This is a genomic window from Bdellovibrio sp. HM001, assembly GCF_055397275.1.
This window is the reverse complement of the sequence record NZ_AP029174.1, coordinates 934,810-961,509: the sequence shown is the minus strand read 5'-3', so window position 1 is coordinate 961,509 and position 26,700 is coordinate 934,810. Positions and strand designations below refer to the sequence as shown.

Here is a 26,700-nt window from a genome sequence, read left to right as displayed (position 1 = left end):
GCAGGTTTCAGGCTACAAAAGTCAGAGGACTTTTTCAATAAAACATCGTCCTTATTTTGCCTTTTTAATCAGCAAATCCTGCCATAGGACGGGATTTGGGGCATAATTTCCCTTCTCCGAGAGACGATAGAGCAGGACGTTCCTTAAGATGGCCTTCACATAAAAGCTCGTCTCTGTCCACGGCAGCTCGTCAAACCACAGCTCATCAAGGGGTTCAGAGCTGGGCTTGGAAACTAATTCGCTCACCTCAGCTCTTGCTTCCATCCACAATTTTACGCGATAGGGTCCTGCGTTATAAGCCGCCAAAGCAAATGGCACACTTCCTTGGAACTGGTCCAACATCTGGGAAATATAGAACGACCCCATCGGAATATTCACCTCTGGGCGGAACATATCATCAGGAAGCTCCACCTTCATTCCCAGCTTGCGCGCCACTTCCTGCGCGGTGGGAGGGATCATCTGCATCAAACCCAAAGCATTGGACGTGGAAACAGCTTTCAAGTTAAAAGCACTTTCCTGCCGAGTCAGACTCTTAAACAACACCGCATCCACGCCATAACGTTCTGCCTCAGCCTGATACAAGCTCGAGAAAGCCTCCGGATAGCTGATCTTCACAAATTGCTCGCGACGCAGACGAGGATCTGCTTCCATCGCCTCATTGATCCAGCGAATGGCCGTGACGTACTGCTGGCGTTCCATCATTTTTTCCGCCAGATTCACTTTCAATGTCGCGTCTTTCATGAACGGCATAAAAGACAACTCTTCCTGCGCCTCGCCGACCCAACCAGCCTCTGACAGGGACTTAAAGCGCTGCCAAGCCGTCTTTTGCGAACCCACGACATAGAATTCATTCGTCAACGCCGGAACCTTGTCTTTGTTTTCAGGCCAGGTCAGTTTGCCCGCCTGAGACTCCGCCCGCAGGCGCAGCCCGTAATAGGAAAACGGATAACGCTCCATCAAATCCGCAGCCGCTTGTTGCGCCCGATCTGACTTGCTGCCTTGAAGTGAACGCACCAACCAGTACTGCCCGTTCAGTTCATAGCGTTCGCGCCCCTGCTGAAGAAGTCGTTCCAAAAGGGCTGACGCGTTGGTGAATTCCTTCTTTCTATAGTAAATCAAACCGGAACGGAATAAAGCCTCTGCAGCTTCGTCAGATCCCAGATGATGGGTGAAGAGTTTCTTGTAAAGATCCAATGCACGATCGTACTGCCCCAGAAAGTGCGCAGAACGCCCGGCAATCCACAACGCGGAGGTCGTGCTGGGTGCGGTGGGGCTTTTATCCAAAGCCTTCATCGCCAAAGACAGAGAGCCCGCATAATCCGCACGACGATGCAGACTCTGAGCCCAGTCCATCAGCCGTTGAGTGTCGGCCTCTTCCATTTCATTCAACGCTTTGACCTTCACCAACTGCTCTGACAATGAATTGTAGATCTCCAGTGGTTTGTCCTTCATGCGACGGGCGGCACGACTTCCGGGATATTCATTCAGAATTTGTATAGCGTCTTTCAGGGCCGAGATCGGATCATTCTGCTTCAGGGTTGAGGCCACACGTTCTTCCAGTTTGCCTTCCTCACCGCTGACCTCAGTGACGGTCGCCGCAGTCTTCACGGGTGTCACCACCGTGACTTTCGTGCGACTGATAAAATCCAGTTTATCCTGAAGATATTTTGAATCCCGCTGATCCTGCGCCTGCTCATAGAAAAACTGCGCTTCGGGATAATTATTATCCACAAGCGCCAGATCGCCCAACATCTGATACGCCCGGGACTTTTGCTCTTTGTTCAAAGAGTAGCTGCCCCCCAACAAAGCATCTATCCCAGCAGCCGCCGATTTAATTTTGCGATTGACCTGATCTTCCAGCGACATCAACTTCAGATTGACATAAGACTTCGCCAGATTGGCGGACCAAGGGCCTTCCTGCATCAAATCCTTGTGCGCTTCCAGAGTGCTTAGGGCCTTGTCGACAGACGCCGCATCCTTGCGCTTGCTCTGCGCCCCTTCCAGACAGTGCAACCAGGTCGTTGCCACCCAACCCCGCAGATCCTTGCGAGCATTGAACACTTGAGGCGCAAGCTTTGCACACTCCACCCACTTCAGATGAATTTCGTAATCCTTCAGTTGAGAAAGCGGCGACAATTTGACTTTCTTCTTTTCCGGCGTCACTCGATACAGATCCACCACTTTGCCAGAAAGTTCTTTTTTTACATCGACCTTATGTACTTGTGCTGAAACATTTAAGCCCGTCAAAAGACTTGCCAAGACCAAACTTTTTTTCACGGAGCATCCTCCTCTGAAGGGCCCACAACCTGCAGGCTTCCTTGGTAACCGCTCATATCAAAAGCGGACTTCTTCAAATACACGACACTGGCTTCCTTGCCCTGACGGAAAACTGTTTCAATCTTCCAGTAAGGTTCATTCAAAAGCAGTTCCAGTGGTTCGCTGTCGATTTTTTCGCAGAAATACACCAAGGCATCCGGCAAAACTCTTTTACTGCAAAGCTCAAAAGCGGCCCCTTTGGAGTCCCGCAGAATCCACGGCCACGGCCATTGTTCCTTGATTCCGAATTGCAAAGTTTCCTGACGCAATTCCGGATGATCCCGCAAGACGCCTGTGATTCGATCGGCCAACTCTGCCAGTTCGTAACTTGAATTCACATAAACATAGGGATGTGTCAAATCCATCGGCACCTGATAAACGGAAATATAAGTGCTTCGGAAACCTAGCAAAGCCAAGAGTCCCCCCACAGCCAGCAAAGGCCAACGCCCTTGGGATCGGGCTGAGAAAATCTGTTCCGCCGTGAATGCCAGAACAAAATAGAAACCCCACACCAGCGACAGCACGCACCATACGGTCTTATAGGGAATCAACGAATACACCAACAGTTGCACCAGCGAAAAAACACTGACAACTCGCAAGGCCTTCTGGCGGGAAAACACACCCCAGCACGAACAAGCCATCCCCAGCAAGACGAGCGGCTCTGCCGCATAAAGCACCTGGATCCAGTACCAGAAGCTTTTTTCGTGTCCCTGACCGTGCACTCCCGTTTTCAACCATGGCAAAATCGCCTTAAAGAAGTCCCCCAGTCCCGACGGATTCTTAAAAAAGCCGGTGAACAACTGCACGTACAGCAAAAGTAAAACCAAAAACAGCACAGTGACCGAACGAGTCCACGCCTGCGAAATGCGCCTGACTGAAAACAGTTCACGCAATGCCCGGGGCCCCAAAGCACCCAGCCCCACAACCCAGGCAAACAATGTGACAACGAAGGTTTCCTTCAAAGTCACCATCCCCCACAAACCCAGCAAGAAAAGCCCCAGGGCTTTGCCATCTTGCTGCTGCAACCAGCGCAAAAGCCCCAATGCAAAGATGAGCTGAAAGAACACGAAAGGCATTTCGTGAATACCGGATCGACCGAAGAAGATAAACGCAGGACTGATCAGCAGCAAAATAGCCATGCTTCGGTTCACAAATCGGGACGAAAGCGCCCCGTAAAAAAAGACCATCACACTTAAAACACTGAAAAATGCCGGAACAGCCCGAAGAACTTCCAGACTGCGCCCCCAAAGGGATTCGAACAACTGAAGAACATAGAAGTAAAGAGGTCCGTGATAATTATTGGGATCATATTTGTAAAACCCCAACTTGGACATCTGCATGACGAACCAGCCATTGATACCTTCATCAAAATGAATAGGCTTGTTTGTCAGCAACAGAAAGCGACTGAGAATTGCCAGCAGTAAAAGCCCCACCCACAGCGCCATTTCAGAGAAGTTCGTGACCTTCGATGATTTCATTGCTAACTATCGTAAAGATGGAATCTGCTGTGTCAACCCCGCTCTTGTCATTGGTGATATATTTGAATCAGGAAAACAAACACCTGACGGACTGTCTGCGTGATTTGCAGACCTTCTTTGCCAAGTTTCCACTTCCCTACGAAGTCATCCTGATGACAGAAAAAGGTGTCGTGGTTTCAGATCCACCCAAAGCTGTGAAGGTGATACGGAATGAAAAACATCTGGGCCGCGCTGCCAGCCTGTGGCAAGGACTGCAGGCTGCTCAAGGTCATTTCCTGACAATTTCATCCGTGGAAATGAGCACTCCCCTGGGTGATCTCTTCCGTTTGTTGCAACATTTGATGAGTGAAGAAAAAATAGACCTGTACTGGGGCAATCGCTACGCACAGAAGAACAGTTCTTTTTTAAAGACAGAAAATACCCGCCAGACGAATGAACATCTTTTCAACGGAATTCTAAAGGAAAAGTTCGGACCCGTGCCCGCGGACCCACTCAGTGATGTCCTCATGATCAAGCAGGACGCACTTAAAAAACTGACGGTGCATATGAAAAAGCAAAAGATACAAGGCTGGTATTTGGCACCGTCTGTCTTGCGAGCCCTGCGGCAGCAGCCTTTGCAGGTGGAACAACTGTCGGTCCTTGATTCTGGTCAGACAGCACCAGGTTATTCCCTATGGGGCACTCGCTGGAGTCTTTTCAAAGAGTGTTTGCTCTAGGCCACACAGGGCTTCGTAAAGATAATAGTCCAGCCAGCGATTTCCACCGACTGGCAATGCCCCCTGATGCAGATACCCCATGTGCCCGCCACGCTTTTCAATATGAAGCTGTACATACTTGGAAAAGGGCGCTTGAAAATAGTCATGAACGGAAACAAAGGGGTCGTCCCCCGCCGTCAATGAATACGTCGGGACGTCAATATTGCTGACATAATTGATTGATGAACAACGCTGATAATAGTCTTCACGACTGGAAAAACCCGATGCCGGAGCCGTGTAGATCTGATCCATGTCCCACAACGTGGCCCAAGGCGGAATTTCATAGCGCTCCGAGATCAGCCCCATCTTGTACTTTTCATCCACCAGTTTGCGCAAACGGGACACAAAACGCAGATCATAAAGCCTGTTCAGCCCTGACTTAAGCAGCAGAGATCCACTTTTAAGATTTAACGGCGCATTGACCGTGATCGCTCCATCGGGCTTTTCTCTTCCGGCGAATCCCCCCAACAAACACAACATGATATTGCCACTTAAGGAGTAGCCCACTGAAACATGCTTATGGTTCGGGAACATCCGACGCAAATGACTTAAGACGAGCGACACATCTTCAGCACTGCCGGAGTGATAAGGACGTCGCGCATAGGGTGCCCCTTCGCCGGCCCCTCGGTGATTGACCAGGACCACGGTATGTCCCAGCTTTTGGCAAATCAAAGCTGTTCTTTGCATGTAATCAGAGGAAATATCGCCAGACAAACCGTGAAAAAGACTGACCACGAGGGGTGATGAACCCGGCAGATAGGAACAAAAAAGCCGATCCCCGTCTGGAAGATCGACTTGAAACTTTTTACCAAAATCAGAAAGTTCTATGGATTTAAGGAAGTGCGCCCACAAAGTCTGACCATGACCGCTGTCGGCCCAAAAAGGCGCAGAGCATGGAATCAGATCAAGACGTCGCAAAGTTACTCCTTACAATAGAAGGTTCCGTTCACGTAAACATATCCGTCCGGTCTTCTGCCGCGCGGATCGTGATGCAGCCAGTGCAGCAGGCCGCCTTTGTTGGTCCAGATAAACTGACCACCCATCGCAACTCGATCACCCACTTTCAGCGGGACGCGAGGGCACATATCCAAATTATACACCGCCTGCATGGTCTCGCCATTAGAAAGACGCACAGTCCATTTTTGATGTTCAAGACCACTATTGTCGTCGGGCAGAATTTTGGTCACCACCATATCGGCGCCCTCAACAAAGTCCTCGCGGCGGCGGTTGTTGACAGCCTCCACCAAATCGCGATCGTCACTGATTAAATCATTTTCCTGATATTGCTTGAATCGAGCCGCCTCAGCAGACTCCATTTGAGAAAAGACAACAACCGCAAACGCACAAACATAGATCGCAACGCGAACCCAAGACTTCATCACATCCCCCTTCATGATTGAAGCACCCCACCACGGGGACGAAGTCTGCTTCAAAGGAGGACATCTGACAATCAAAAAGAGTCTTACATTCTCTGTAAAATTTACTGCTAACAGACCCCTAACACCATAAAAGAAAAAGGCTCACTTCTCTTTCTTTGGCACTCGAAGAGGGTCTTTGTTGGTCGCTGACATGTAGCGAATGTCGTTTAGAGAGAGTTTGAATTTCTCGCCCCACTTCTTCAGCAGGCCTTCGTACTCTCCAGAACGAATCAAACTGTCCATGCCGGCGTCAAATTTACGCGCCGTCTGCTCTCCCAGAGGATGCTGCTTACTGATCATCAGATAAAGGCCGCCGGTTCCTATCGGCCCCAGGACTTTTAAGTTCTTCTTCACTGTCTCGGTCTGTGTTCCCAGCAGATAGTAATAGGTCAAAAAACTCACCACGCCATGCGAAACTCGTTTGCCGGCCACAAGCTTTAAGACATTCGAGTCTGAACTGACAAACTGCTTTTCGATTTTAGGGTGATAGTCAAACTCGGGTCCGTAGGAAAAGCCATTGGTGACAGCCACCTTTTTCCCTTCCAGATCATTGACCTCATCCACCTTGCCTTCTGTACTGTCTTTATGAGCGATGGCAATGGCACTGGTAATGAGCAAGGGATAGTCGGGGAAAATCAGAACATTCAACATGGTCGGGTCATAAGTGGTGCTGAAACATCCCAGTTCCGTTCCAGCCTGCACCTTCGCCATACAGCGCGAAAATGGTACTGCCTCAAATTTAACTTCGATATGCTGAGTGCGAAACACACTGCGAACAATATCGACCGACAACCCTTCGACTTTATTGCCTTGTCCAGAGCTGTACGGAGGAAAGCCATCCTCCGCCAGAAGCTTCAGAACTTCTGCACGCGCAAAAGAAGCCAGAAATGTGAACCCTAGAAAAAGGACCTTCCACGCACATGGCACCCGCTCACCTCGCTGCAAACAAGATTCTTCGACCAGTACATCATGTCTGCCCACGGATGTAAAAACTTTGTAGCTCTCTCTGACAGCAAGAGCTGTCAGCTCGCAAACAAAAGGCTAACGAAACTCGACCTTGTCGATGGTGACAAACTCTTCCCCAGCCGGTTTGACAATGCGGACTTCGTCGCCCTCTTTCTTGCCCAACAATGCTCGCGCCACAGGTGATTTCCAGGAAATCTTGCCTTGTTTTGGATCAAACTCATCTTCACCGACGATCTGATAAACAACTTCGTCGCCATCTTCATTTACCAAAGTCACAGTTGCACTAAAAAGAACAGTGCTACCCTTCATCTGTTTTGGATCAACAAGTTCGGCATCTTCGATTCTTTTTGTCAGAAAGTGCACACGACGATCAATTTCGCGCAAGCGACGCTTGCCGTACTGATAGTCTGCGTTTTCAGAGCGGTCGCCATTGCTGGCGGCCCAGGCCACCACTTCCACCAACTTCGGACGCTCGACGTGCATCAGTTCGTGATATTCCGCTTTCAGCTTAGCCAGACCTTCAGGGGTGATATAATTCTTCTTGGTATCCATAAGCCAAGACTAGACCATCTGCCAGAGTCCTTACAAAGGTTTTTCCCTCGTATTCCATAATTTATCACCCGAACGGGGCGGACCTGGACTTAAGCGCCATTTAATAATGAGACTTTTTCTCCGAAAGAAGATTGAGGAGGAATCGATGAAAAAACAATGGAAACGTCTGCTTATCGCCGCTTTAAGCTCGTCTTCCGTGTTTGCAGGAACGTGGTTTTGGTATCAATCCACGGACAGCAATCGCGCCTCTCAATCCAATGAAAAACCGCTGGCTTACGTCGGAAAAATTGTTGAAGACATTCAGCGTCGCCCGGCATCGCGTCTGTTGTGGCAACTCGTCAACACAGGCGAGCCATTATATAACGGCGAAGCCATTCGCACCGGTGAACGTGGCGAAGTGCGTATTCAGTTTGTCGACTCGGATCGCTATTTGGATCTGGAGCCGGAATCTCTGATCGTCATTAAAAAATCCGAAGGCGAAATCGCTCTGGATCTGATGGAAGGTAGTTTGTTCGTTAATGCCAAAGCCGGTGCGGGCGACAGCAATGCCCCGGGACTGGTATTAAATTCCGCCAATGGCAAGGTCGATCTGTCCCAGGCATCCGCCTCCCTTTCAAAAGGCCGTGGTAACGCCGTGGATGTTCAGGTCCTCGAGGGTAAAGCGTCCATCAAAGACAGCAATGGTCAGACGCAGGATTTGACCACTCGTGAAGAAGTGCAGATCCTGTCTCCATCGCCGCAAAAACCTGTGGCGATGAATGCAGAAAGCCCTGATCCAGTCTCTTTCCAATGGCGCGGCTTCCCGCCTAACACGCAAGTATCCTTGTGGGTGGGCCCAAGTCGTAAGCAACTTAAAGAGATCAAAAAGGCCAGTTTGAATGCCAGTCAGCTCCAGGCCGCTTTGCCGTTTGGCCGTCACTACTGGAAACTTGTCGCCACCACACCTCAGGGCTCCGTCGCGGGTGAAAGCCCCGTTTACAAGACCGAGGTGTTGGCGCGCTATGCTCCGACAGTGACGTTCCCGACTGCAGATGCAGAAATTCAGGCTCCCCAAGTTCCTTATGATATGAATTTCAAATGGCAAAAAGGTGATGATACACGACAGGTGACTTTAGAAGTCTGGTCCGATGAACAAATGACCCGCAAAGTGGCAACCCGGACGCTTACCAAAGAAGATAACTTCACCCTGCCCGGCCTGAAAAGTGGGACCTACTTCTGGCGCATGACTTCATATTTTGTTGATACGGAAAAACCAGTTCTGGGCAAAGTGCAAAAATTCACAGTCGGTTCGTTGGCAGAGTTCAACGCCAAAAAAGCGCCGATCCCGGTGGTGGTGGATTTCACCATCCCAGAAAAGGATCTGGTGCAGTACTATGTTGAACAGCCTCAACTGGGTCTTTCTTGGAAAGGGGACCGGCCGGATCAGGTGGCATCCTGGAGAGTTAAATACCGTGGCGAAAATGACGCCCCCGAGTCCGCCCAGAGTATGAACGTCAAAGACACTAAGTTGACTGCTCCGGTGCACAAACCCGGCCGCTATATCGCTTCCATCGAAGCTCTTTCCGAGGACGGAAAAGTTCTGGGGGCGGCAAGCTCACAGGTCTTGACCGTCAGCCCATTGCCACTTTTACAAGCCCCTGTATTCACACCTGCCGAAGGTGTGCTGCAAGCCTCGAACGATGGTCGCAGTCAGTTGATCTGGAGCCAAGTGGAAGGTGCCAAGGAATATTGGCTGACCATCAGAAAAAACGGCAAGGAACTTAAGCGCAGTAAATATGCACAGAACTCCACTTCGCTAAAAAATCTTCTGCCGGGTGAATATGAGGTCGAAGTCTCTGCCGTGGACACTTATGGCCGAAGCAGCGAAGTTCTGCCTGCCCGCAAACTTTTGGTGCCGGATACTTCTAATATCAAGGCCCCTACTTTAAAGAAGATCAAGGTTAATTGATGAAGTTAACTAGTGCGTTCCTTCTTTTGCTAATCTCTTTCTGGACCTCACTGGTCTGGGCGGCGCCCTATCGCCGACTCGTGAACTTCGAGTGGGAAGCAATTGAAAACGCCAAGTCTTATGAGATCGAACTAAAACAGGTCAAAGCCAAAGGGGAAGAGGCCAAGACCTTCACCTTTAAAGTGACCGAAGCCGCCTGGAACGGCCGCCTGACCCCTGGCAAATACATGATGAAACTGCGTTCACGTGACTATCGCGGAGTTCCTGGGAAATGGAGCGAGGAAAGCGAATTCAATGTGGGCCTGGAAACCGCCGTGCTGAAATTCCCGGGCTCCCGCCTGCAACTGCCCACGCAGGAAAACGACAAGACCACTGTGAACTTCAAGTGGGAACCTGTTGGCGGGGCGGATCAGTATCAATTCACGCTGATCTCTGAAGACGGCAAAACTCAGATCTCGGAAACTTTGAAAGAACCTTCCTTTAAGGCAACGATTCCCGTGGCTTCCCACTATACCTGGAAGGTTTCCTCTTCCAATGCTGAAGGCATCGTCAGCGATGCCACTGCCGTGGGACAATTCACGGTCATGGGGAAACCTGTTGAAAACCCTCGTATTGATAAGCCCGAAACCGATTTCGTTCGCGAACTGAAATGGTCCAAGCCCGACTACGTCACCGGCTTTGATATCTATATTTTGAAATTCAACAAAACAGCCCGCAAATGGGAAAAGATGAAGGTCCTTGAAAACTATCAACAGGACACTCTGCCCTTTGATGAAAGCTGGCCTGGCGGACAATATCAAATTGGTATTCGCGCCAAATCAGATTTGCGACCTTCATCCAAACTGGCGAAACAGTCGTTCTCTGTGCGCCATGGAGATCGCTCTCCAGCCGCAGAATACACAACACTGGTCAGAAAATCCATTGAGCGGGTTACCGGATGGTATGCCGTGGCTAGCTATCTGATCACCGAAATGCAATACCAAGGGATCAATCCGGAAAAGAATTCTTCCGTGGCATACAAAGCTCTGGGCGGCACGGGACGCCTGGGAATTGGCTGGTTCAGCCCAACAACCCCTTGGGGGTTCCTGGGAATACTGGATTTAAGCGGATTCACCTTCAACGGCAAGACTCAAACCTTTGCTTCCGCCGAAGCCAATGCCGTCTATCGCAAGGCCGTGGGCGATCGCGGGGAAGTGCGCTTCCAAGCCGGGCCTTACTATAAAGAGCTGCCTGAAACTGTCGGTGATCCATTCTCGGGTCAATCGTCGGACTTAAAAATCAGCTCGGCCGGGCCGCATTTCGGAGCGGAATACTGGTACTCTTTGACGCCCAAATTGGGAGTTCAGGTCAATGCCCATCTTTATCTGTCACTGATGAAGATCAGCACCCCCAACGGCGAACCCATGGAACCGAAGATGTCCACACAGTTTGGATTCCTGGGAAGTTACCGCTTTACTCCGCGCTTTACGGGGTTGATCGGTTACGCCCGCCGTGAAGATAAAATGTCTTACAAGGCCGCCACAGGAACTGACAGCTTCGCCAGCGATGGGGACGTGAATGAATCCACCATCGTCGGAAATTATCTGAACGTTTTTGCCGAGTGGAGCTTCTAGTGATCAGGAGAGAATTATGAGAATACCCATTTCTACAAAACTCATCACGGTCACCATCCTGATTCTGGTGGCGGCCACAGGCACGATCACCTGGATCTCCTCTTCCTATTTCGAGAAGAAAGCCGCCGAACAGGTGGATATCGCCAACCTTGAATCCGCAGCCGCCAAAGCCAAGGAAATTGAAAATATCGTGGCAAGTCTGGTCGATAAGACCCGCACGACAGCTTCTTTGCTGACAAAGGGTGCCGCTTCGCAAACGGAGGCCGGTGATGATTTTGATTTCAACTTTACTAAAGATAAAAACTTTATTGCCCTGGAAGTCCTGAAACTTGATGGCCCGGCGGTGGAAACCGTAGCCCGTAAAGTCAAAGAGGATGTGCTTAAACCGTATGGTCTGACACCGGTTTATATCACTCACCTGCGCTCCTGGCAGAAGTTTCCGATTCGCTCGGTAGCTCAGGGAAGCATTGAAATCAAAAATGCCTCTTATCCCAAGGCCCCGGCGATGATCACCATCGGCATTCCCCTGATCCGCGATGAACAGGGGAAAATCACGCACATTGCCCTGGCGGATGTGACGCTGGCTCCGTTCGAAAAGCCGTTCACCGATCCGTCCGAGCGCACTCAGTACTTGATTGATCGCAACGGAGAGCTTCTGGCTCATAAAGATGAACAAAAAGCCATGGCCCGCCTGAACATGGGGAAATACCCTATTGTGCAAAAGGCTTTGACACAAAAATCCCCGCAGTTCCAGACTAAGTTTCTGAATCCTGACAATGACAAAGACTATTTCGGAGCTTCAGTTAAGACTTCCTACGGCGCAACCGTGATTTCACAAACTTCAGAAGAAACAATTCTTGAAGTTTCCAACGAAGTGAAACGCCGGGCGATCTTTGTGGCCGGTTCCGCCATTTCCATGGCGATCTTCTTTATCTTCCTGTTTTCGATGACACTGACCTCCCCTATTGAAAAGTTGGCGGAGATGATCAACCTGGTTTCAAAAGGAAACTTCAACGTCAAAGCCCGCGCGGCCGTCAGATCCCACGACGAAGTGGGCGATCTGGCAGAGGCCTTCGATCAAATGACCGAGGGATTAAAAGAGCGCGACAAAGTGAAAAGCCTTTTCTCGAAATTCCACGGATCTTCTGTCGCTGAAGACTTGATCAACAAGGACATCGGGGTTGGTGGCCAGACCAAAGAGGTCGTGGTCTTCTTCTCGGACATCCGGGGTTTCACGGCGTTTTCAGAAAAGCGTTCGCCTGAAGAAGTCGTTGAAATGCTGAACGAATACTTTGGTGTGATGGTTAAAATCATCAACAGCCACGGCGGAGTTGTCGACAAGTTCATCGGGGATGCGATCATGGCGGTCTGGGGGGCACCGAAGAGTTCTGACCGTGATGCCCATCAGGCGGTACGCGCCTGTCTTGAAATGAGACGTGCCCTGGAAGAACTCAATGAACGCCGCATTGCCCGCAACCAACCGCCAATCAACATCGGTATGGGCTTACACGCCGGGAAAGCAATTTCTGGAACCATCGGTTCAGACGAGCGTATGGAGTATACGGTCATTGGAAACACGGTCAACACCGCCTCCCGTATTGAGGCCTCGACAAAAGCCTTCGGGGCGGATCTGTTGATTTCAGACACCGTCATTGAAAGAATCGGTGAGGATTTCAAAACGGAACTAGCCGGAGCGGCCGAAGTCAAAGGGCGTTCCGAGGCCCTGAAGATGTTCAAAGTCCGTGGCTACAGAGCTGAAGACGGAAACATGGTTGAAGTTCGCACTCCTTATTCCGACTATGAAGCCGAGGCCGCAGACAAAGTGAAAATCAAAGACGCTGCCTAGCGTTCACTGGCTGGAGCGCGTGATCCTGACGTAACCACCGCACTTGCCGCAGTGGTTTGTTTTTCAACCATGGCGATCCGGCGAAACTCGGGATAGATAAAGGCCTCTGTCACATACATATTCTTTGTGGGATCTTTTTTGGAGGACACCAAAGAAGGTGTGCTGGCGCAAGATACAACATTGATTAGAAGCAGGCACAACCACACAAGTTTCAACTTCATACATCCCCCCGGATATCGTAGATAGAACCTTTTGCATTCTTCCTGCCACCCCTATTGCAATAGGTTGCTTATAAACGGAAAGTCCTTAATCACTGTCTAAAATATATTAGACAGTCGTTTTTCATCGCATCACAACTGTACAGACTTAGCACATGTTCAAACATTTTCCGATTTCTAAAAATCACACCTGAAAACAAGCACTCGCATCAAACTTGGAAAACTTTTGGCTGAATTTCGTCGACATGCAGATTTGTAAGATTTCAGCAGCTTAGATGCTGGCCCGACCGTTGCTTTGTGATTCCTTGCAGGGGGAACGATGAAAAAGATTTTGTGGGCCATTTTATTTGTCGCAGCAGCGGTTCCGGAATATGCCTTGGCTAAAGATGTGGTGTCCACAGGCACCTTCAATCAGATGATTGATGAAGGCAATGCCGCCGCCAAAGATCTCAACGCCACAATCGCACGTAATGTCAGCTCCACCGGTGGAGCCACCTTTAAAGGCGACGTGATCACCGTCGTGGACAGCAAACGCAATCCAGTCAAATACAACCCGTTCCTGATTGAGGACGAGGTTGAGGTCAAGTCCATTCGCGATTCTGAATAGCATTTACGATCCGGGGGGATTCTGTGAATAAGCTGACTCAATTTTCAAAATTAGTACTGTGTGGAGCTCTTGTAGAGGCTGTCGTAGGTTGCAGCCAACCCGTACGTTTCGCCCCCTCAGCCCTTGAACAAAGCTCTTTGTCTGACAATGCCTTTGGCCAGACTCCAGTGATTCCGGAAGTGGAAATCCCTGAAGTTCCCAAAGTTGATCCATTTAGTCCCTATAAGCACATGACGGACGTTGCCAATGGTGACGATTCGATGACACCGAATCTGGCCAGTGCTGATTCCATCAATGGCAAACCGGTTTCCAACTGTGAGCGCATTCGTCCTGACGGTTCGGACCGCTACGAAGAGGAACGCCAGGCCGCTTTGCTTGCCGCCAAAGAAGACACCTCTTTGATTCCCGTACGCTTCTCGGTTTCCGCCGGGAGCGCCGTGGACAACATTGCACACTGGTCCCATCAACGATCCATTCTAAGAAAAGACACTGAGGGTGTGACGCCTATCTATGTAGGCGCGGCCAAGAAGGATACTGATGCCTGCAAATGGTCAACGAATTGCACCCCCAAAGCGACAATCACCAATCACTTCCATTATCTGGCGGATCACATGACAGCTCGCAGTGAATTCATCAGTGGTAAGAAGTGTTTCTTCAGCACGGTCCGCGCTATTGCCAGTGTTGAAAACACCGGTGCTGTGACTGTTTTCGGCGACACAAATCAGGTCATTCCTGATGCGGTAGCCCTGCAAAACCACTCTTTGCGCAACCTGTACTATGGTGAGTCTTACGCTGATGATGTGAACTCCGGCAGTCCCCGTCTTTTTAAAAGACTGGGTGATGGGACGCCGAATATCGTGAATCTTTATCTGGCGGACTTGCGTGAAAACATCAACGACACCAATCAAAAAGCCTTTAATATCCTGACTCCGGAGTTCGTTAAACTCAGTAAAGGTCTGACTCGTGGTGATGAAGTGACTTTGACCTTCAAACAGATCTTTGACCTGCGCACCGTATGGTCGCAACGAGACTTCATCACCGAAGTTCTTTCCACCCAAAGATCCGTAAAAACAGGGACTGGCACCACAGTCACAATGGGCTCCTGCAATACCGGAGATCTGTGTTATTCCGCCTATGAGGCGGTCCCACAACTGATTCAATGGATGGTTCATTCCGGAGTGGACGGTACCGCCATGTCAACGAAGTACACCCCACTGGTTCTGGATCTGGGTGAGAAAAACGTACAAACCTCCAGTGTGGAGGGTGGCACCTTCTTCAATCTGGCAAACCTGAAAGTGGACGGCAGCGACAACGACTTGGATGGAGGTCAAAAAGTCAGCCACATGACCGCCTGGCTGGGTGGCAAATTGGTTACCAAAGAGTCTGAAAACTCAGTGAATAAAACCTTGTTCAAAAGAGAAATCGAAGATGGTTTCCTGGTTGTTCCCAATGCCGATGGCAGCATCACCAGTGCAAAAAATCTTTTTGGCTCGGAAATGAAAGTGAAGGTCGGAGATGAGGAAAAAACTTTTGCCAATGGCTTTGAAACCCTGATCGCCTTGGCTGGCAAGGACTGTCAATCTGAAGACCCCAAGAAACACTATCTGGGACCTTGGGATGGTGAACTGTACAGTCAAAAGATTAAAGTATGGGTGGATAAGAACCGCAACGGCATCGCCGATGATTCCGAAGTGATTGCTCTGGCTGACGCGCGTGTTGCTGCGATCAATGCCTGCCACGTGGTCTATGCAAACGAAAAGGACAAATACGGTAACAGCACCGAGTTGCGCGCTCCGTTCCTGATGCTCGAACCGGGTGAGGTTCTGGCTTCCGCGGAACAAACGGAAGGTGTTTCTGAAGATGAAATTCTGACTCGTCTGGCGACAGGAAAAAACAAAGACGGCCAAACGGCGCAGTTCCGCCTGATGGTGGACATCTTCTTCAAAGCTAAAACAGATGTGATTCTTGAAAACGTGGACCCTTCCCGAGTCCAATCGACAAAGGGAGGTGTCCAGCTAGCACAGATTGGTCAATAGTTTAGATGATTCCAAAACCTAAGAGACATAAAGCCACCGCGGTCAAACAAGGTGGCTTTTTTCTTTAGGTACGAACGCTGAGGCCGTCTTTCAAAGCCAGCTTCTGAGCGCGCAGGGCCGGAATCAGGCCAATCACCGTTCCACCCACCAAAGTAATCAACAGATAGACCAACTCAGAACGTGTAAACCACGGCCCCACCAGATAAAGACCAAATTCAGTCTCGATCCAAGGCTTCAAAGCCGCCACCAGACCAACTGACAAAACCACCCCAGAGAAAACACCCACGGCGGTCAAAAGAGCGGACTCAAACACCAGCAACCCGACAATCTGAGTGGACTTCGCACCAACAGCGCGCAAGATGGCCATCTCACGACGGCGTTCATTCAGGGTCGTCGTCAACGCAATCAACATCGCCATAAATCCGACAACGACCACCATCCAGGAAATCATGCGAAGTACGCCTTCAACATAGGACAGACCATTCCAAAGCTCACTCAAAGTCGCCCCGGGGATGATCGCCAGCAAGGGCTCTTCCTTGTAGGTGTTGATTTCCCGCTGCAACTTCAAAGTTTCAATGCGGGACTTCGCCCCGACAAAAAAGGCCGTGATTGTGTGCACAGGCAGGGTCTCTTTACTTAGCTGGTTGTGAGGCACGATTTTATCCGGAGAAGGGGCTGAGCCATCCTGCCAGTCAATATGCAAAGCCTCCATCCCCTGCAGGGACATATAAACCGCGCGGTCCAGTGGCGTTCCCGTAGCTTCTAAAATTCCGGAAATCTTAAACGGACGATCATCGTGCTGAAGAATGCCTTCACCCTTGGTCACCCCGTGAGTCACCACCACACGATCACCCAGCTTGTAACCCAGCTTGCGAGCCACCTCGGCACCGACAACCACATCCCAAAGGTCGTTGAACTCCTGTCCTTCAGCCAAAGTGACTTTGCGATCCCCACGATAGTGATAGTACTTAAAGAAATCCTGGGTGGTTCCGACAACGCGGAATCCACGATGCCCGTCCCCCAAAGAATACGGAATCGTCCATTCTATCGCCGGGTTGGCGCGGACTTTTTCGTAAGTCTCGTAGGAGATATTATGGGTCGCATTTCCCATATTAAACACAGTGTACAGAATCAACTGCAATGGACCACTGCGAGCCCCGACAATCAGATCTGTTTTACTGATTGTCTGTGTGAAACCTTCCTCCGCAGCCCGCTTGGCACGCTCGACGGTCAACAGCAAGGCCACACTTAAAGCAATGGAAATCACCGTAAGCGTTGTCGCAAACGCCCGATTCTGCAAAGACTTGATTGCCAACTTCAAAAAGACCATCACACAACCTTGTTAATGGATTCTAAAGAAAGAGAACGACTGAATAGTTTTTCAATGCTGCGGTCATGGGATACAAAAATCACCGTGGTGCCATACAGCTCGGAAAGTTCGAACATCAGTTTCAGGAATTTTTCGCGATGATCCGCATCCAGAGCCGAAGTCGGTTCATCCGCCAGAATCAGATCCGGTTTTCCTAACAAGGCTCGGGCCACAGCCACACGCTGCTGCTGCCCGACACTCAGCTCAGTGACCTTCTTGTCCAGAAGGTCCGCAATCCCCAGATTGCCGCACAACGCACGGATCACCATCTCGGTATCCACAGTGCCCAGACGAGCCTTGCGGGACGCACTTAAATGCAATGGAAGTTCGATGTTTTCCTGCACGGAAAGATAAGGGATCAAATTGAAGCTTTGAAAGACATAACCCATGTGCTCGGCACGGAAGGAATCACGCTGGGCATCGGACATTTTTGCCAGATCCTGTCCCAGAATCTCGACCGAACCCGAGGTCGGGCGCAGAACCCCGGCCAGAATTTCCAGCAAGGTGGTTTTCCCTGTTCCGCTGGGACCGTACAAAAACAGCTCTTCGCCTTTGTTCACCCGGAACTCAGGAACGTGCAACGTGGGAGTTGTCTGCCCACTGTATGTGTAGGTCAGATCTCTCAGGGTGATCAATTCACTACTTGAGCTCAAGACTTTCTCCGTTCTTTTTCACTTCCAGAGATTTTTGCACCTGGTCCACAAGAACTTCGACCTGCACCTTCTTCAGGCGAGGATAAAACTTCTGAAAGTTGAAGGTCACCGTGCTACCCGCCACCGGCGCCTCACAATTCACAGCAAACTCTGCTTCGACGTCGGAATGGCTTTTTTGTTCGATGACTTCAAAGATCTCCTTTTTCACTTCGCATTTTAGCGAAGGATCAAAGACCATCATCTCGGCCATGTTGTCGAGCTTGGCCAGACCTTCCTCTTTTTTCTGTTTGTCTTTTTTGCTTTTTGCGGAATGCTCGAAGCCGTAAATCGCTTCGGCTGGAGCATGGAACTCCACTTTGCCTTTTTTACCGTCAAAGGCGATACTGACTTTTCCCGCGCCATGAACATGAGCTCCATGTTCCGTGTGCGCCAATGCCATCAACGACAAGAGAAGAACTTTTAACACAAAGACCTCCTTGAGGGTTTTTATTTATACGGTTCGATGGCCTCTCCGATCAGCTCGAAGGACGCATCCCCATACATAGATTTCTTAGTGACTAGATTCAAAGTTCCGTGAACCCAAATCGGGCCAATGGCCGCGTCGGTTCCCTTTTTCATTTTCACATAGACCATTTGATTCGGAGGAGGTGGCGGCACGTGAATACAGGCTTGAGGACTTGGCACCAGCAGAAACTCCACCACTTCTTTTTGATTGTCCTCCAAAGGAACCATGAAACCCGGAATTTTCACCGTTTTCCCATCCAGAGCCTTCAGCTCTGAAGAAGAATTCCCGGTGATATAATCCATTTCACCGAGCAACCGCCAATCCACTTCGACACCGTTTAAAACAGCTCCACCAGAGCCCGCCAGCTGATAAACAACTGCGGCTGTCACGGCCACCAAAATGAAAATTCCTGCTAAAACCCACTTCTTCATATTTCCATTAAAGACTCTGCCCCCATTAAATGCAATAGCTTTGCGCAGCGCCCGAGCCTCTGCTATAACGAGTACTTGTTAGTCAAAAAAGGGCCAATTTTATGAGCAGCAAAATTCAAAGTGTCCGCGGCACTCGAGATCTTCTTCCTGAAGACAACCTTCTTTTCCGATTTGTCGAAGAATCCGCCTATAAAAAGGCACTTCTGTACGGCTACGGCGAGATCGAAACCCCAATTTTCGAGTTTTCTGACGTTTTTCACCGCACTTTGGGCGAAACCTCCGATGTTGTGAATAAAGAGACGTATGATTTTACAGATCGTGGTGGAGAGAAATTGACCCTGCGTCCCGAGGGCACTGCTGGTGTGGCTCGCTCTTTTATCTCTGAAGGCATGATGCAGAATCTTCCTTTGAAGTTCTATTATTCCGGCCCGATGTTTCGTTATGAGCGACCACAAAAAGGACGTTATCGCCAATTTTACCAATTGGGCGCGGAGTGTTTAGGTTACGAATCCCCATTGGCCGACGTGGAGTGCATTGCCCTGGCGTGGGATCTGCTGAAACAAATCGGCATTTCTGAGGACTGCACACTGGAAATCAATACGCTGGGTGACGCCGAAAGCCGCGCGGCTTACCGCGACACCCTTGTTCAATACTTTACAACTCACAAGGATCAACTTTCCGAGGATAGCAAAATGCGTCTGGAGAAAAATCCTCTGCGCATTTTGGACTCCAAAGACGAGGGCGATAAAAAACTAAACGCCAATGCCCCGAAACTTGAACAATCCTTGAATCAGACTTCTCAGGACTTCTTCAAAAAGGTTCTGGCAGGGATTGAAAAGCTCGGCATCCCTTACAAGGTGAACAATCACCTTGTGCGCGGCCTGGACTATTACTGCCACACCGTTTTTGAGTTCACCACGTCCAAACTGGGCGCGCAGGGGACTGTTTTGGCAGGGGGTCGTTACGATGGTTTGATTGAAACCATGGGTGGGCCGAAAACTCCGGGTGTGGGATGGGCTGCGGGCATCGACCGTTTGGCCGATCTAGTTCCTAAAGAGCTGGCGGTGAAGCCCGAAGTTCTGGTGGCTGTTATCGGCGCGGATGACCAGGGTGAGGATGAAAGCGTGAAAGTCGCCCATGAAATCCGCAGCCGCGGCCTGAAAGCTGAAAACTTCCTGTCCGGCAAAATGGGTAAGAAAATGCAAAAGGCCAACAAAGCCGGTGCCCACTATGCTTTGATTTTGGGAGGCAACGAAGTCACAAATAAAACTGTGACCGTGAAGAACTTCGCCACCGGGGAACAAAAAGAAATATCCCGAGAGGAACTGAAGACCTTTCCGTTTTCTATTTAAATCCTACGAAAGAAAAAACCCGCTTTGAAAAGCGGGTTTTTTTGATTCTTTCTTACTTGATATTTCGCAGCTTGAATTCCATTTTCGGGAAGACGATTCCCCCACCAAACCCCAGCTTCACGGCGACGTGAAATAAGTCATTCACCCTATTCTGAGCTGGCAACCAAGAACCCTCAAGCCCCAGAAAAGCTTCCGCGACGACGCCGACCCCCCGGCCATAAACCGCACCGTTGAGTTCGCTGATATTCACCCCACTGGGAATGAAGCTGAACATCCACTTGTACGCAATCTCAAACTTGAGTCCGCCGTTTTTGAAGTCACACAAATACATCTCAGGGATCCGCACCACTTCGTCAGTTCCTGGCACCAAAAACGCAGCATCAAAGGTCCACACGTCGTGATCCATCAAAAGAGCCCCGTTCATGCCATGCGCATAAAGATAACCTTTGATGGGAATCTTCTGATCCGAATCAACCTTGAATTGCTGTTGCAAGGTCAAAACCAACTGATCAATCTGTTCCTGATTCAGACGAGTGTTCTTTTTCAGAGAGGCCACCAGAGTTTCCCGGGACATCCCCTCGTCCTTGTCAAAATCCAAAGCCCAAGCCTTTGACGGACTCAACGAAAGCCATCCCAACAACAACACGGACATGACAAGTCTGATGATCATGGTGATTTCTCCTTCTCAAAAAGGCTACCGCGAAAGGTCGGTCGTGAAAAGACTCTGTTGAGCTATTTTACTGAAATAAAGATCTCTATCTGCGTGTTGCCCGGATCAGCACTTCTGTGATCGTACACTTCAAAGTCCGCACGATAAGCACGCTCGCCACCCAACTGCGTGGCTGACAAGCTCCAAATATGCTGCCAAGCCTCGATCACCACGTTCGGCATCGGACCTTTCGGGGTGGTGAACACGGAATACCTGGAAGCTGGCAGAACCTTTGACACCAATCCTGCAGGAACGTCCGCGAATGAGCCGACCTGCTTCCCAAGCACAAATGAGTATTCGCCATTCACATCACTTTCATAATCCGTATAAATCGCAAAGACGTCATCTGAAACGGCGTTAACAATCTGTCCCGCTACATTTTCCTGAAAAAACCTCTGCCAATGAGCACCAATCCTACCCGCACCGTTCATTTCCGCCTGGTTGCTGGTACGCACTTCAATGCCCACAATCATAATATCGTTCTTTTCCATCATGACAGATTTCACTGCATTACCTCGTTTATTTCAGAAACAAAAAAGCCACCGGGAGGTGGCTTTTATGCTTTTACTTGCGATTCAACTTAATCGAGTGTCCTTTGCTCCAGCCGGAGATCTTCAAAGAACTTGCTCGCGTCCAGACAAACATCATGATCAAACCAACGACAAACATGGCCACGCTCAACCACTGACCGCGGGTCAACCCCAAAGCCTGGAATCCGATATGCGCATCTGGCATGCGGAAGTGTTCATCCACCACACGCACCGTTGCGTAAATCAGGATAAAGCAAGCCGCAATGAAGCCGGGCTTGCGAGGCTTTCTCCACAAGAAGAACAAGAACAGGAAGATCACCAGCCCCTCGCCCACTGCGGCGAACAATTGCGATGGATAACGGGGGGTCAGCAACGGTGCAATCGCCTCTTTGGCCGCCGTGTTGCCATCCTGAATGGACTCGATCACCTTATTCAAAATGGAATAAAGCTGATCACGCGCGCCCATGTCGAAGCGGAATTTATCGACGAGTTCCAACCACTGCTCGCGGCCCACGCCGATTTTCTCAACAACCGGAACCAGCTCGGACAACTTGCCGGCTTCCTGAGAGGGCCAGCTTGTGATGTCCTGCGGGAACTTCACTGCCAAAGGATAAGTCGGATCGCAAGGACGACCCACCAGCTCACCGTTGATGAAATTCGCGATACGACCGAAGAACACACCGACCGGACCGCTGACAGCCACTAGGTCAAAGAGATAAAGAGTGTTCACGGAATACTTGCGTGCATACAACCAACAAGCGATCACGATACCGATTATACCACCGTGGCTGGCCATCCCACCTTCATTCACCGCCAGGACACCCCAGTACGGGAAGGTTGCTTTGAATTTCAAAAACAGATCCGGGCCATAGAACAAGACATAACCCAAACGACCGCCCACCAGGGTTCCGATGGCGGCGTAGGTGATAAAATCGCCCACCATTTGCGCTGTCATACCTGCACGCTGTCTGCGCACCAACCAGGTGATAAGCAGATAGGCGCAGATAAAACCCATCATGTACGACAGACCATACCAGCGAACGCCAAAGTCTCCGGAAATTCTTAATGCAAAGGGATCGAAATCATGAACCACAGGATATCCTTCTTTTTGTAAAACTAATTCTTAGCCCACGTCGCAAAGTGATGCACTCACGACATCGTGATCTACCTGATTTGAGACGCTCTATGGACCTGGGACCATAAAAGCGAGAAAATAGGGGTATGTCTAGGTTTTCATCTGTGCTTCTACTCTGCATTATTTTGACCGTGTCTCTGGCCGAGGCACAAAGTGCCAGCCGCTGGGGCAGCGGGATTGATTTCACCAAGAGAGCCGCCGCCCGGGAAAAGGGCCGCTGGTCCCTGTCTGAGTGGATGGAGACCAAAAACCGCAACCGCATGATGGACATGTGGCTGTCGGTCAACTCGCCCTCCCCCTATGAGTTCGCTCTGGGCGGCACCTACAACTCTTTCAAAACGGAAGTGGAAGGTTCAGGCACGAGCGAATCTCACGTCTCGTACAGCGGTGAGGTTTCCGCCTATGCCCAGTTTGTCGGCCTGACCGGCGAATATGAAAACAACACGGAAGAAAACTTCAGCGACCTCGGTGGAATGCTCAACATCCGCCTGCTGGGGAACTCGATCCAAAACACCGCTTTTACTATCCATTACGGTCTGCGCACACGCGAAGGCACCGGAGACCGCCTGTCCCAGCAGTTTGGGCAGGTTTCACTGCAGGTGTATCTAACCAAGTATTTCGGAATCGACGGAAAATATCGATATTTCCTTCCCACCTCCACGGATGATTTGGGGGATGTCGAAGGAAATCGGGCCGAAGCCGGGCTTTTTATAGACTTTAAAGCCGTCCGGATCTTCGGAAGCTGGTTTAAGGAGAGCCAGAAAACAAAAATCCCTGCCGCGACGGATGACACAGTCACCGATCGCACAGGGATCAGGTCAGGAATCAAGATCTTCTTCTAAGAAGACGAAACCCTCCCCAAGCAGAAAACCGTCAAAAAGGTTCGTATGCAAGGCGGAGGGTTTTTTGCGTATCGGAGGCGTACTCAAAGTACGCCGGAGTGAAGCAAAAGGCCCGACAACGAAGTCAGACGGGCCTTTTTCACGGTTTTAATCCAACTGGATCAATTTGTTTTCGCCGCTTACGAAGTACGACTCAGTCGCTTGCTCGTAGGCCATTGGAGAAGTGGCTTTCCACTCCATGTTCATTTGCATACCAGCTACAGGATCACGTTTTGTACCTGTGTTGAATACAGAAGGGATCACGGCTGTTGCGTCGAAGTTGAAGCCCCAAGCAACAGAAAGGTTTGCAGGCATGAATGTCGCGTTTGTGATGTATTTACCAACGCCATCAGCAGAACCACCGGCAGTGTAAGTTACACGGTAAGAGAAATCGACAACAGCCATGCCGAAGCCGTTTTCATAAACTACATTGTAAACTTTGGACTGAGGAACATTCCAGCCATGAAGGTCAGACCAGCAAGTCAAACCAGCAGGAAGAGCATTGGCAGTGTCCATTTTCAAGTTAACAACAGATTTACCGGCGTTGATAACTGCGAAGATTTTTTTACCGATGTTGATGATTTGATCCACGATCAACTCAATTGCATTCAATGGATTCACTTCGTTCGCGATATCGCTTTCGCCAGTGAATTTCACGCGCAATGGACGTTGAGAGTTGCAATCCTGAGACAAACCGTTTGCACCTTTGGCAAACGTATCCATCTGCGGATACTGCTCAGTCACGTCACGAACTGTGACTTTTTTGATTTCGAAGTAAGCTTTATCAGTAGCAAAAGCGGAAGACGCCATACCCAGTGTCAACGCCGCTGCGATTAGAGAACGAATCATTTGGACCCCCTTGTTTCGTTGGCAGGGGTCATATCAAGGCAAATACGAGCTTTCAAACGAAAAAGCCCAACTGCTAACTATTTAATCTTCTGCATCGCGTTACCACTGCTTAGTGAGCGTAAGCATAGGGAAAATCCAGGATTTCGAGTTCGAATCGTTCGATTCCACTCCAGAAACAGTCTTCTTCGAGTAAGTGGCTAAATAGTAATTCAGTGATGCCCCCAAATGGAAGCCTTCGCGCACTTCTGGCATGACACCGAACTGAAACCACATGCTGGTCCCCGTCCACTCTTCTGTGGTAGTCCCATCGGAAAACTTGCCCTTGCTCAGAATATTGTAGGCCATGCTCAGGCTGTAAAGCTGATTGCGCCCGAACTGCCACTTCAGATAAGGTCCCGTGTCAGTAGAACTGTAGGTCGTGGTCGCCGTGTCCTTGTCCGTATGAGAAATGCCCGAGTAGTTCCACCCACCCCAGATATTCTTTTTCAGACTGAAAAGCGCCCCGAGATTATAAAAATACTTCGTTGAGGTTTGAGTTTCAGAGGTGGAAAGGGTGTCCCCCATATAGGTCCCCCCCACTTCCAGCAAAAAGCCGGCATGGGCGGTGCTTGATACGATCAAAAAAAGCAGCGGTAACAATAGTCTCACAGCTTTTCTATCGGAAGAATTGATTAGGACCCCAAGGCCAGTCAGGGTCCAGGAGGGTCCGGTTATTTGTTACGCTGAAGAAGGGCGGCATAGAAGCCGTCATAACCCTCTTTATCCGGGCGCACATGAATCTGCTTGAGCAAAGTCCAGTCAGACCCGTGCTCGCTCATGAACTTTTCAATCTGCTTTTCATTTTCGCTCGGGAACAGACTGCAGGTCGCGTAAACCATCTGCCCGCCTTTTTTGGTCATCTTGCAATAACCTGTCAGGATCTCGTACTGCAAACCGTGCAGGCGGTCGATCTCTTCATTGCTTAGCTTCCACTTGCTGTCAGGGTTGCGGCGCAAAACACCCATCCCTGAACAAGGCACATCCAAAAGCAGGCGATCGGCAGTATCGTACAGTCGTTTGATCACCTTGTTGGAATCAATCAAACGCGTTTCGATGATGTCCACCCCGTCACGGCGTGCGCGGACTTTGAGTTCTTGCAGCTTCCACTCATGAATATCCAGAGAGATGATCTTGCCCTTGTTCTTCATCATCGAAGCCAGATGCAGGCTTTTTCCACCCGCACCCGCACACGCATCAATCACACGGTGGCCGGGTTCAACTCCCAACAAAGGCGCCACCATCTGCGAAGCCGCATCCTGAACCTCAAACAAACCCTTCTTAAATGGCTCGGTGATGAATACGTTTTTACGTTCCACCAATCGCAAAGCATTCGGCAGATCCGGAGAAACTTTCGTGGCGTTGATACCAGCGGTCTCTAGCGTTTTGATCAGTTCATCCGGAGTCGTTTTCAAGGTGTTGGTGCGCAAATAAACTTCAGCGGGCTTATTCAGAGCGCGCATGGCGTCTTTCCACTCGTCGCCCAACTCCTGCTGTCCACGTGCGTGCATCCAGTCCGGGATCGACTGAGCCACGGCAAAAGAAGACACATTCTTTTCACGCGCAATCACTTCGGCCGGGTTCAACCCCTGCAGCTCTTCCCAGTCAGGAAGCTCATTTCCCTGACGAATCCAGTAAGCGCCCCAGACCTTCCAAAGATCATTGTCATCAGCCATGTGACTGAGCAGACGTTCCCAGCGCACGATTTCGTAGACGGATTCGGCAAAGAAACGACGGTCGCGGGAACCCCAGCGCGTGTTCGCCTTCAGGTGACGCTGAATAACTTTGTCTGCATAGAAGCCCTGTTCAAAGACTTCATCAAGGGCAGTAACGATTTCGGATACGAGGTGCTTATGAATTTTCAAAATGTAAATACCAGGCCAGTGGCCAAAAAGGTTCCGTTGAACTGCCCCGAGGACAGAATAAGAAGGTGGTTTTTTAAACCAGCTTCGATGAAGAATCCAGTATTTTCAAAGATATCAAAGAAACGAGCGCCTGCGATCAACTGATAGTCCAAAGACAGTGCAGATTTTCCAGAGGCCTGTTTAAAGAACACACCCAGCCCCAGCCCCGCACCGAAATAAAGCGGAAAACGTGAGGACGCATCAGGGAAGGTGATCAAAGGCAGGAAGGATAATTTCGTCGGATTTTCGTCGGCCAGCTCAAATTCTGAATAATCCAGGCGCAGTGCCAAATCCATGGAGTTGTACCACTCACCCACTCGGTAAGTGACGCCAAACTGATTTTTCCCCGCATCGTCCTCCTGACCATTTTTACCCCAGTCATAGGATTGCGATGCCATATAGCGGCCGAAGTGCAAAGCCAGGTAATGATCAGAAGCCGCTCGCACCGAGTCTCCATAGGACTCAGCCGGATCACGGGGCTGGAAGTACTTGGCCGCCGCCTCACGTCCAACGACAGGCTGGGAATTTTGAGCTGTGGCCACAGAAGCGACAAACAAGGGCAAAATCAACGATAGAAAAGTCTTCACACGCAC

At 50.1% G+C, this 26,700-nt stretch carries 26 protein-coding genes; 8 read left to right on the top strand and 18 right to left on the bottom strand.

Features of this window, described 5'->3' with window-relative positions:
* Nucleotides 1-51: 51 nt before the first annotated feature.
* Together ACZ5ZZ_RS04735 and ACZ5ZZ_RS04730 are read right to left on the bottom strand one after the other, a co-directional pair.
* The gene (locus ACZ5ZZ_RS04735) at nucleotides 52-2,277 is read right to left on the bottom strand and encodes a lytic transglycosylase domain-containing protein (RefSeq protein ID WP_464133845.1); all 2,226 of its coding nucleotides are present in this window, start codon (nucleotides 2,275-2,277) and stop codon (nucleotides 52-54) included.
* Nucleotides 2,274-3,794: a flippase activity-associated protein Agl23 gene (locus ACZ5ZZ_RS04730; RefSeq protein ID WP_464133844.1), complete on the bottom strand. Its 1,521-nt coding sequence runs from the start codon at nucleotides 3,792-3,794 to the stop codon at nucleotides 2,274-2,276. Before ACZ5ZZ_RS04730 ends, ACZ5ZZ_RS04735 begins: the two co-directional genes overlap by 4 nt.
* 17 nt (nucleotides 3,795-3,811) lie before the next feature.
* Here ACZ5ZZ_RS04730 and ACZ5ZZ_RS04725 point away from each other — a divergent pair, with 17 nt between their 5' ends.
* Nucleotides 3,812-4,510 (top strand): hypothetical protein, encoded by a 699-nt coding sequence (locus tag ACZ5ZZ_RS04725; RefSeq protein ID WP_464141497.1) that lies wholly within the window; start codon nucleotides 3,812-3,814, stop codon nucleotides 4,508-4,510.
* On the opposite strand, the gene ACZ5ZZ_RS04720 is transcribed toward ACZ5ZZ_RS04725, so the two are convergent.
* The 4 genes from ACZ5ZZ_RS04720 to greB all read right to left on the bottom strand — a co-directional run bounded on the left by ACZ5ZZ_RS04720 (nucleotide 4,466) and on the right by greB (nucleotide 7,485).
* Complete coding sequence (locus ACZ5ZZ_RS04720) at nucleotides 4,466-5,467, bottom strand: YheT family hydrolase (RefSeq protein WP_464117887.1); 1,002 nt, start codon at nucleotides 5,465-5,467, stop codon at nucleotides 4,466-4,468. The two genes, ACZ5ZZ_RS04725 and ACZ5ZZ_RS04720, sit on opposite strands and share 45 nt — an antisense overlap.
* Before the next feature lie 2 nt (nucleotides 5,468-5,469).
* Nucleotides 5,470-5,928 carry a DUF3465 domain-containing protein gene (locus tag ACZ5ZZ_RS04715; RefSeq protein WP_464117889.1) on the bottom strand — a complete coding sequence of 153 codons (459 nt, stop codon included), beginning with the start codon at nucleotides 5,926-5,928 and terminating at the stop codon, nucleotides 5,470-5,472.
* 141 nt (nucleotides 5,929-6,069) lie between these two features.
* A complete protein-coding gene (locus tag ACZ5ZZ_RS04710; RefSeq protein ID WP_464141495.1) occupies nucleotides 6,070-6,948 on the bottom strand; it encodes a substrate-binding periplasmic protein in 879 nt (292 codons plus the stop codon).
* A 60-nt stretch (nucleotides 6,949-7,008) separates the two neighbouring features.
* On the bottom strand, nucleotides 7,009-7,485 hold the full coding sequence (gene greB, locus ACZ5ZZ_RS04705; RefSeq protein ID WP_464133836.1) for a transcription elongation factor GreB: 477 nt from the start codon (nucleotides 7,483-7,485) through the stop codon (nucleotides 7,009-7,011).
* A 145-nt stretch (nucleotides 7,486-7,630) separates the two neighbouring features.
* Here greB and ACZ5ZZ_RS04700 point away from each other — a divergent pair, with 145 nt between their 5' ends.
* From ACZ5ZZ_RS04700 to ACZ5ZZ_RS04690, 3 genes are read left to right on the top strand one after another with little or no spacing between them, the layout of a single operon-like run.
* Nucleotides 7,631-9,433: a FecR family protein gene (locus ACZ5ZZ_RS04700; RefSeq protein ID WP_464117894.1), complete on the top strand. Its 1,803-nt coding sequence runs from the start codon at nucleotides 7,631-7,633 to the stop codon at nucleotides 9,431-9,433.
* Nucleotides 9,433-11,046, top strand: a complete 1,614-nt coding sequence (locus ACZ5ZZ_RS04695) for a fibronectin type III domain-containing protein (RefSeq protein ID WP_464133834.1) — start codon at nucleotides 9,433-9,435, stop codon at nucleotides 11,044-11,046. The genes ACZ5ZZ_RS04700 and ACZ5ZZ_RS04695 overlap by 1 nt, the downstream gene beginning before the upstream one ends.
* Before the next feature lie 16 nt (nucleotides 11,047-11,062).
* Complete coding sequence (locus ACZ5ZZ_RS04690) at nucleotides 11,063-12,892, top strand: adenylate/guanylate cyclase domain-containing protein (RefSeq protein ID WP_464141493.1); 1,830 nt, start codon at nucleotides 11,063-11,065, stop codon at nucleotides 12,890-12,892.
* Here ACZ5ZZ_RS04690 and ACZ5ZZ_RS04685 read toward each other — a convergent pair.
* Nucleotides 12,889-13,113, bottom strand: coding sequence for a hypothetical protein (locus tag ACZ5ZZ_RS04685; RefSeq protein ID WP_464141491.1), 225 nt, complete (start codon nucleotides 13,111-13,113; stop codon nucleotides 12,889-12,891). The genes ACZ5ZZ_RS04690 and ACZ5ZZ_RS04685 overlap by 4 nt on opposite strands.
* A 316-nt stretch (nucleotides 13,114-13,429) precedes the next feature.
* Between ACZ5ZZ_RS04685 and ACZ5ZZ_RS04680 the strand changes: the two genes are divergently transcribed.
* Together ACZ5ZZ_RS04680 and ACZ5ZZ_RS04675 are read left to right on the top strand one after the other, a co-directional pair.
* Nucleotides 13,430-13,717: a hypothetical protein gene (locus tag ACZ5ZZ_RS04680; protein WP_464133828.1), complete on the top strand. Its 288-nt coding sequence runs from the start codon at nucleotides 13,430-13,432 to the stop codon at nucleotides 13,715-13,717.
* Between the two features lie 23 nt (nucleotides 13,718-13,740).
* On the top strand, nucleotides 13,741-15,753 hold the full coding sequence (locus ACZ5ZZ_RS04675) for an iron-regulated protein frpA (protein WP_464133826.1): 2,013 nt from the start codon (nucleotides 13,741-13,743) through the stop codon (nucleotides 15,751-15,753).
* A gap of 64 nt (nucleotides 15,754-15,817) precedes the next feature.
* On the opposite strand, the gene ACZ5ZZ_RS04670 is transcribed toward ACZ5ZZ_RS04675, so the two are convergent.
* The 4 genes from ACZ5ZZ_RS04670 to ACZ5ZZ_RS04655 are packed head-to-tail and all read right to left on the bottom strand — an operon-like array spanning nucleotide 15,818 to nucleotide 18,711.
* A complete protein-coding gene (locus ACZ5ZZ_RS04670; protein ID WP_464121424.1) occupies nucleotides 15,818-17,083 on the bottom strand; it encodes an ABC transporter permease in 1,266 nt (421 codons plus the stop codon).
* A complete protein-coding gene (locus ACZ5ZZ_RS04665; protein WP_464141489.1) occupies nucleotides 17,083-17,775 on the bottom strand; it encodes an ABC transporter ATP-binding protein in 693 nt (230 codons plus the stop codon). The genes ACZ5ZZ_RS04670 and ACZ5ZZ_RS04665 overlap by 1 nt, the downstream gene beginning before the upstream one ends.
* On the bottom strand, nucleotides 17,762-18,241 hold the full coding sequence (locus tag ACZ5ZZ_RS04660; RefSeq protein ID WP_464141487.1) for a ZrgA family zinc uptake protein: 480 nt from the start codon (nucleotides 18,239-18,241) through the stop codon (nucleotides 17,762-17,764). The genes ACZ5ZZ_RS04665 and ACZ5ZZ_RS04660 overlap by 14 nt, the downstream gene beginning before the upstream one ends.
* 20 nt (nucleotides 18,242-18,261) lie before the next feature.
* Nucleotides 18,262-18,711: a DUF3299 domain-containing protein gene (locus tag ACZ5ZZ_RS04655; RefSeq protein WP_464117908.1), complete on the bottom strand. Its 450-nt coding sequence runs from the start codon at nucleotides 18,709-18,711 to the stop codon at nucleotides 18,262-18,264.
* Between the two features lie 101 nt (nucleotides 18,712-18,812).
* Between ACZ5ZZ_RS04655 and hisS the strand changes: the two genes are divergently transcribed.
* Nucleotides 18,813-20,063, top strand: a complete 1,251-nt coding sequence (gene hisS, locus ACZ5ZZ_RS04650; protein WP_464133819.1) for a histidine--tRNA ligase — start codon at nucleotides 18,813-18,815, stop codon at nucleotides 20,061-20,063.
* Nucleotides 20,064-20,115: 52 nt separating this feature from the next.
* Here hisS and ACZ5ZZ_RS04645 read toward each other — a convergent pair whose 3' ends face one another.
* The 3 genes from ACZ5ZZ_RS04645 to lgt all read right to left on the bottom strand — a co-directional run bounded on the left by ACZ5ZZ_RS04645 (nucleotide 20,116) and on the right by lgt (nucleotide 22,395).
* Complete coding sequence (locus ACZ5ZZ_RS04645) at nucleotides 20,116-20,733, bottom strand: hypothetical protein (protein ID WP_464141485.1); 618 nt, start codon at nucleotides 20,731-20,733, stop codon at nucleotides 20,116-20,118.
* Between the two features lie 62 nt (nucleotides 20,734-20,795).
* Entirely contained in the window at nucleotides 20,796-21,278 is a 483-nt protein-coding gene (locus tag ACZ5ZZ_RS04640) for a GyrI-like domain-containing protein (protein WP_464117913.1), read from the bottom strand.
* Between the two features lie 58 nt (nucleotides 21,279-21,336).
* Entirely contained in the window at nucleotides 21,337-22,395 is a 1,059-nt protein-coding gene (lgt, locus tag ACZ5ZZ_RS04635) for a prolipoprotein diacylglyceryl transferase (RefSeq protein ID WP_464141483.1), read from the bottom strand.
* Between the two features lie 128 nt (nucleotides 22,396-22,523).
* Here lgt and ACZ5ZZ_RS04630 point away from each other — a divergent pair, with 128 nt between their 5' ends.
* Entirely contained in the window at nucleotides 22,524-23,279 is a 756-nt protein-coding gene (locus ACZ5ZZ_RS04630; protein ID WP_464133813.1) for a hypothetical protein, read from the top strand.
* Between the two features lie 147 nt (nucleotides 23,280-23,426).
* Here ACZ5ZZ_RS04630 and ACZ5ZZ_RS04625 read toward each other — a convergent pair whose 3' ends face one another.
* The 4 genes from ACZ5ZZ_RS04625 to ACZ5ZZ_RS04610 form a co-directional block, all read right to left on the bottom strand.
* Nucleotides 23,427-24,167, bottom strand: coding sequence for a hypothetical protein (locus ACZ5ZZ_RS04625; RefSeq protein ID WP_464117918.1), 741 nt, complete (start codon nucleotides 24,165-24,167; stop codon nucleotides 23,427-23,429).
* Nucleotides 24,168-24,266: 99 nt separating this feature from the next.
* Nucleotides 24,267-24,815 (bottom strand): hypothetical protein, encoded by a 549-nt coding sequence (locus tag ACZ5ZZ_RS04620; protein ID WP_464141482.1) that lies wholly within the window; start codon nucleotides 24,813-24,815, stop codon nucleotides 24,267-24,269.
* Between the two features lie 62 nt (nucleotides 24,816-24,877).
* Complete coding sequence (locus ACZ5ZZ_RS04615) at nucleotides 24,878-26,068, bottom strand: RsmB/NOP family class I SAM-dependent RNA methyltransferase (RefSeq protein WP_464117920.1); 1,191 nt, start codon at nucleotides 26,066-26,068, stop codon at nucleotides 24,878-24,880.
* On the bottom strand, nucleotides 26,065-26,694 hold the full coding sequence (locus tag ACZ5ZZ_RS04610) for an acyloxyacyl hydrolase (RefSeq protein ID WP_464133807.1): 630 nt from the start codon (nucleotides 26,692-26,694) through the stop codon (nucleotides 26,065-26,067). The genes ACZ5ZZ_RS04615 and ACZ5ZZ_RS04610 overlap by 4 nt, the downstream gene beginning before the upstream one ends.
* Between the last annotated feature and the right edge of the window lie 6 nt (nucleotides 26,695-26,700).

Bases quoted from the DNA above. Each gene is read 5' to 3' on its own strand.
- ACZ5ZZ_RS04730 (WP_464133844.1), bottom strand. From the start codon at position 3,794: ATGAAATCATCGAAGGTCACGAACTTCTCTGAAATGGCGCTGTGGGTG.
- ACZ5ZZ_RS04725 (WP_464141497.1), top strand. From the start codon at position 3,812: ATGGAATCTGCTGTGTCAACCCCGCTCTTGTCATTGGTGATATATTTG.
- ACZ5ZZ_RS04715 (WP_464117889.1), bottom strand. From the start codon at position 5,928: ATGAAGTCTTGGGTTCGCGTTGCGATCTATGTTTGTGCGTTTGCGGTT.
- greB (WP_464133836.1), bottom strand. From the start codon at position 7,485: ATGGATACCAAGAAGAATTATATCACCCCTGAAGGTCTGGCTAAGCTG.
- ACZ5ZZ_RS04700 (WP_464117894.1), top strand. From the start codon at position 7,631: ATGAAAAAACAATGGAAACGTCTGCTTATCGCCGCTTTAAGCTCGTCT.
- ACZ5ZZ_RS04695 (WP_464133834.1), top strand. From the start codon at position 9,433: ATGAAGTTAACTAGTGCGTTCCTTCTTTTGCTAATCTCTTTCTGGACC.
- ACZ5ZZ_RS04690 (WP_464141493.1), top strand. From the start codon at position 11,063: ATGAGAATACCCATTTCTACAAAACTCATCACGGTCACCATCCTGATT.
- ACZ5ZZ_RS04685 (WP_464141491.1), bottom strand. From the start codon at position 13,113: ATGAAGTTGAAACTTGTGTGGTTGTGCCTGCTTCTAATCAATGTTGTA.
- ACZ5ZZ_RS04680 (WP_464133828.1), top strand. From the start codon at position 13,430: ATGAAAAAGATTTTGTGGGCCATTTTATTTGTCGCAGCAGCGGTTCCG.
- ACZ5ZZ_RS04670 (WP_464121424.1), bottom strand. From the start codon at position 17,083: ATGGTCTTTTTGAAGTTGGCAATCAAGTCTTTGCAGAATCGGGCGTTT.
- ACZ5ZZ_RS04655 (WP_464117908.1), bottom strand. From the start codon at position 18,711: ATGAAGAAGTGGGTTTTAGCAGGAATTTTCATTTTGGTGGCCGTGACA.
- hisS (WP_464133819.1), top strand. From the start codon at position 18,813: ATGAGCAGCAAAATTCAAAGTGTCCGCGGCACTCGAGATCTTCTTCCT.
- ACZ5ZZ_RS04645 (WP_464141485.1), bottom strand. From the start codon at position 20,733: ATGATCATCAGACTTGTCATGTCCGTGTTGTTGTTGGGATGGCTTTCG.
- ACZ5ZZ_RS04630 (WP_464133813.1), top strand. From the start codon at position 22,524: ATGTCTAGGTTTTCATCTGTGCTTCTACTCTGCATTATTTTGACCGTG.
- ACZ5ZZ_RS04625 (WP_464117918.1), bottom strand. From the start codon at position 24,167: ATGATTCGTTCTCTAATCGCAGCGGCGTTGACACTGGGTATGGCGTCT.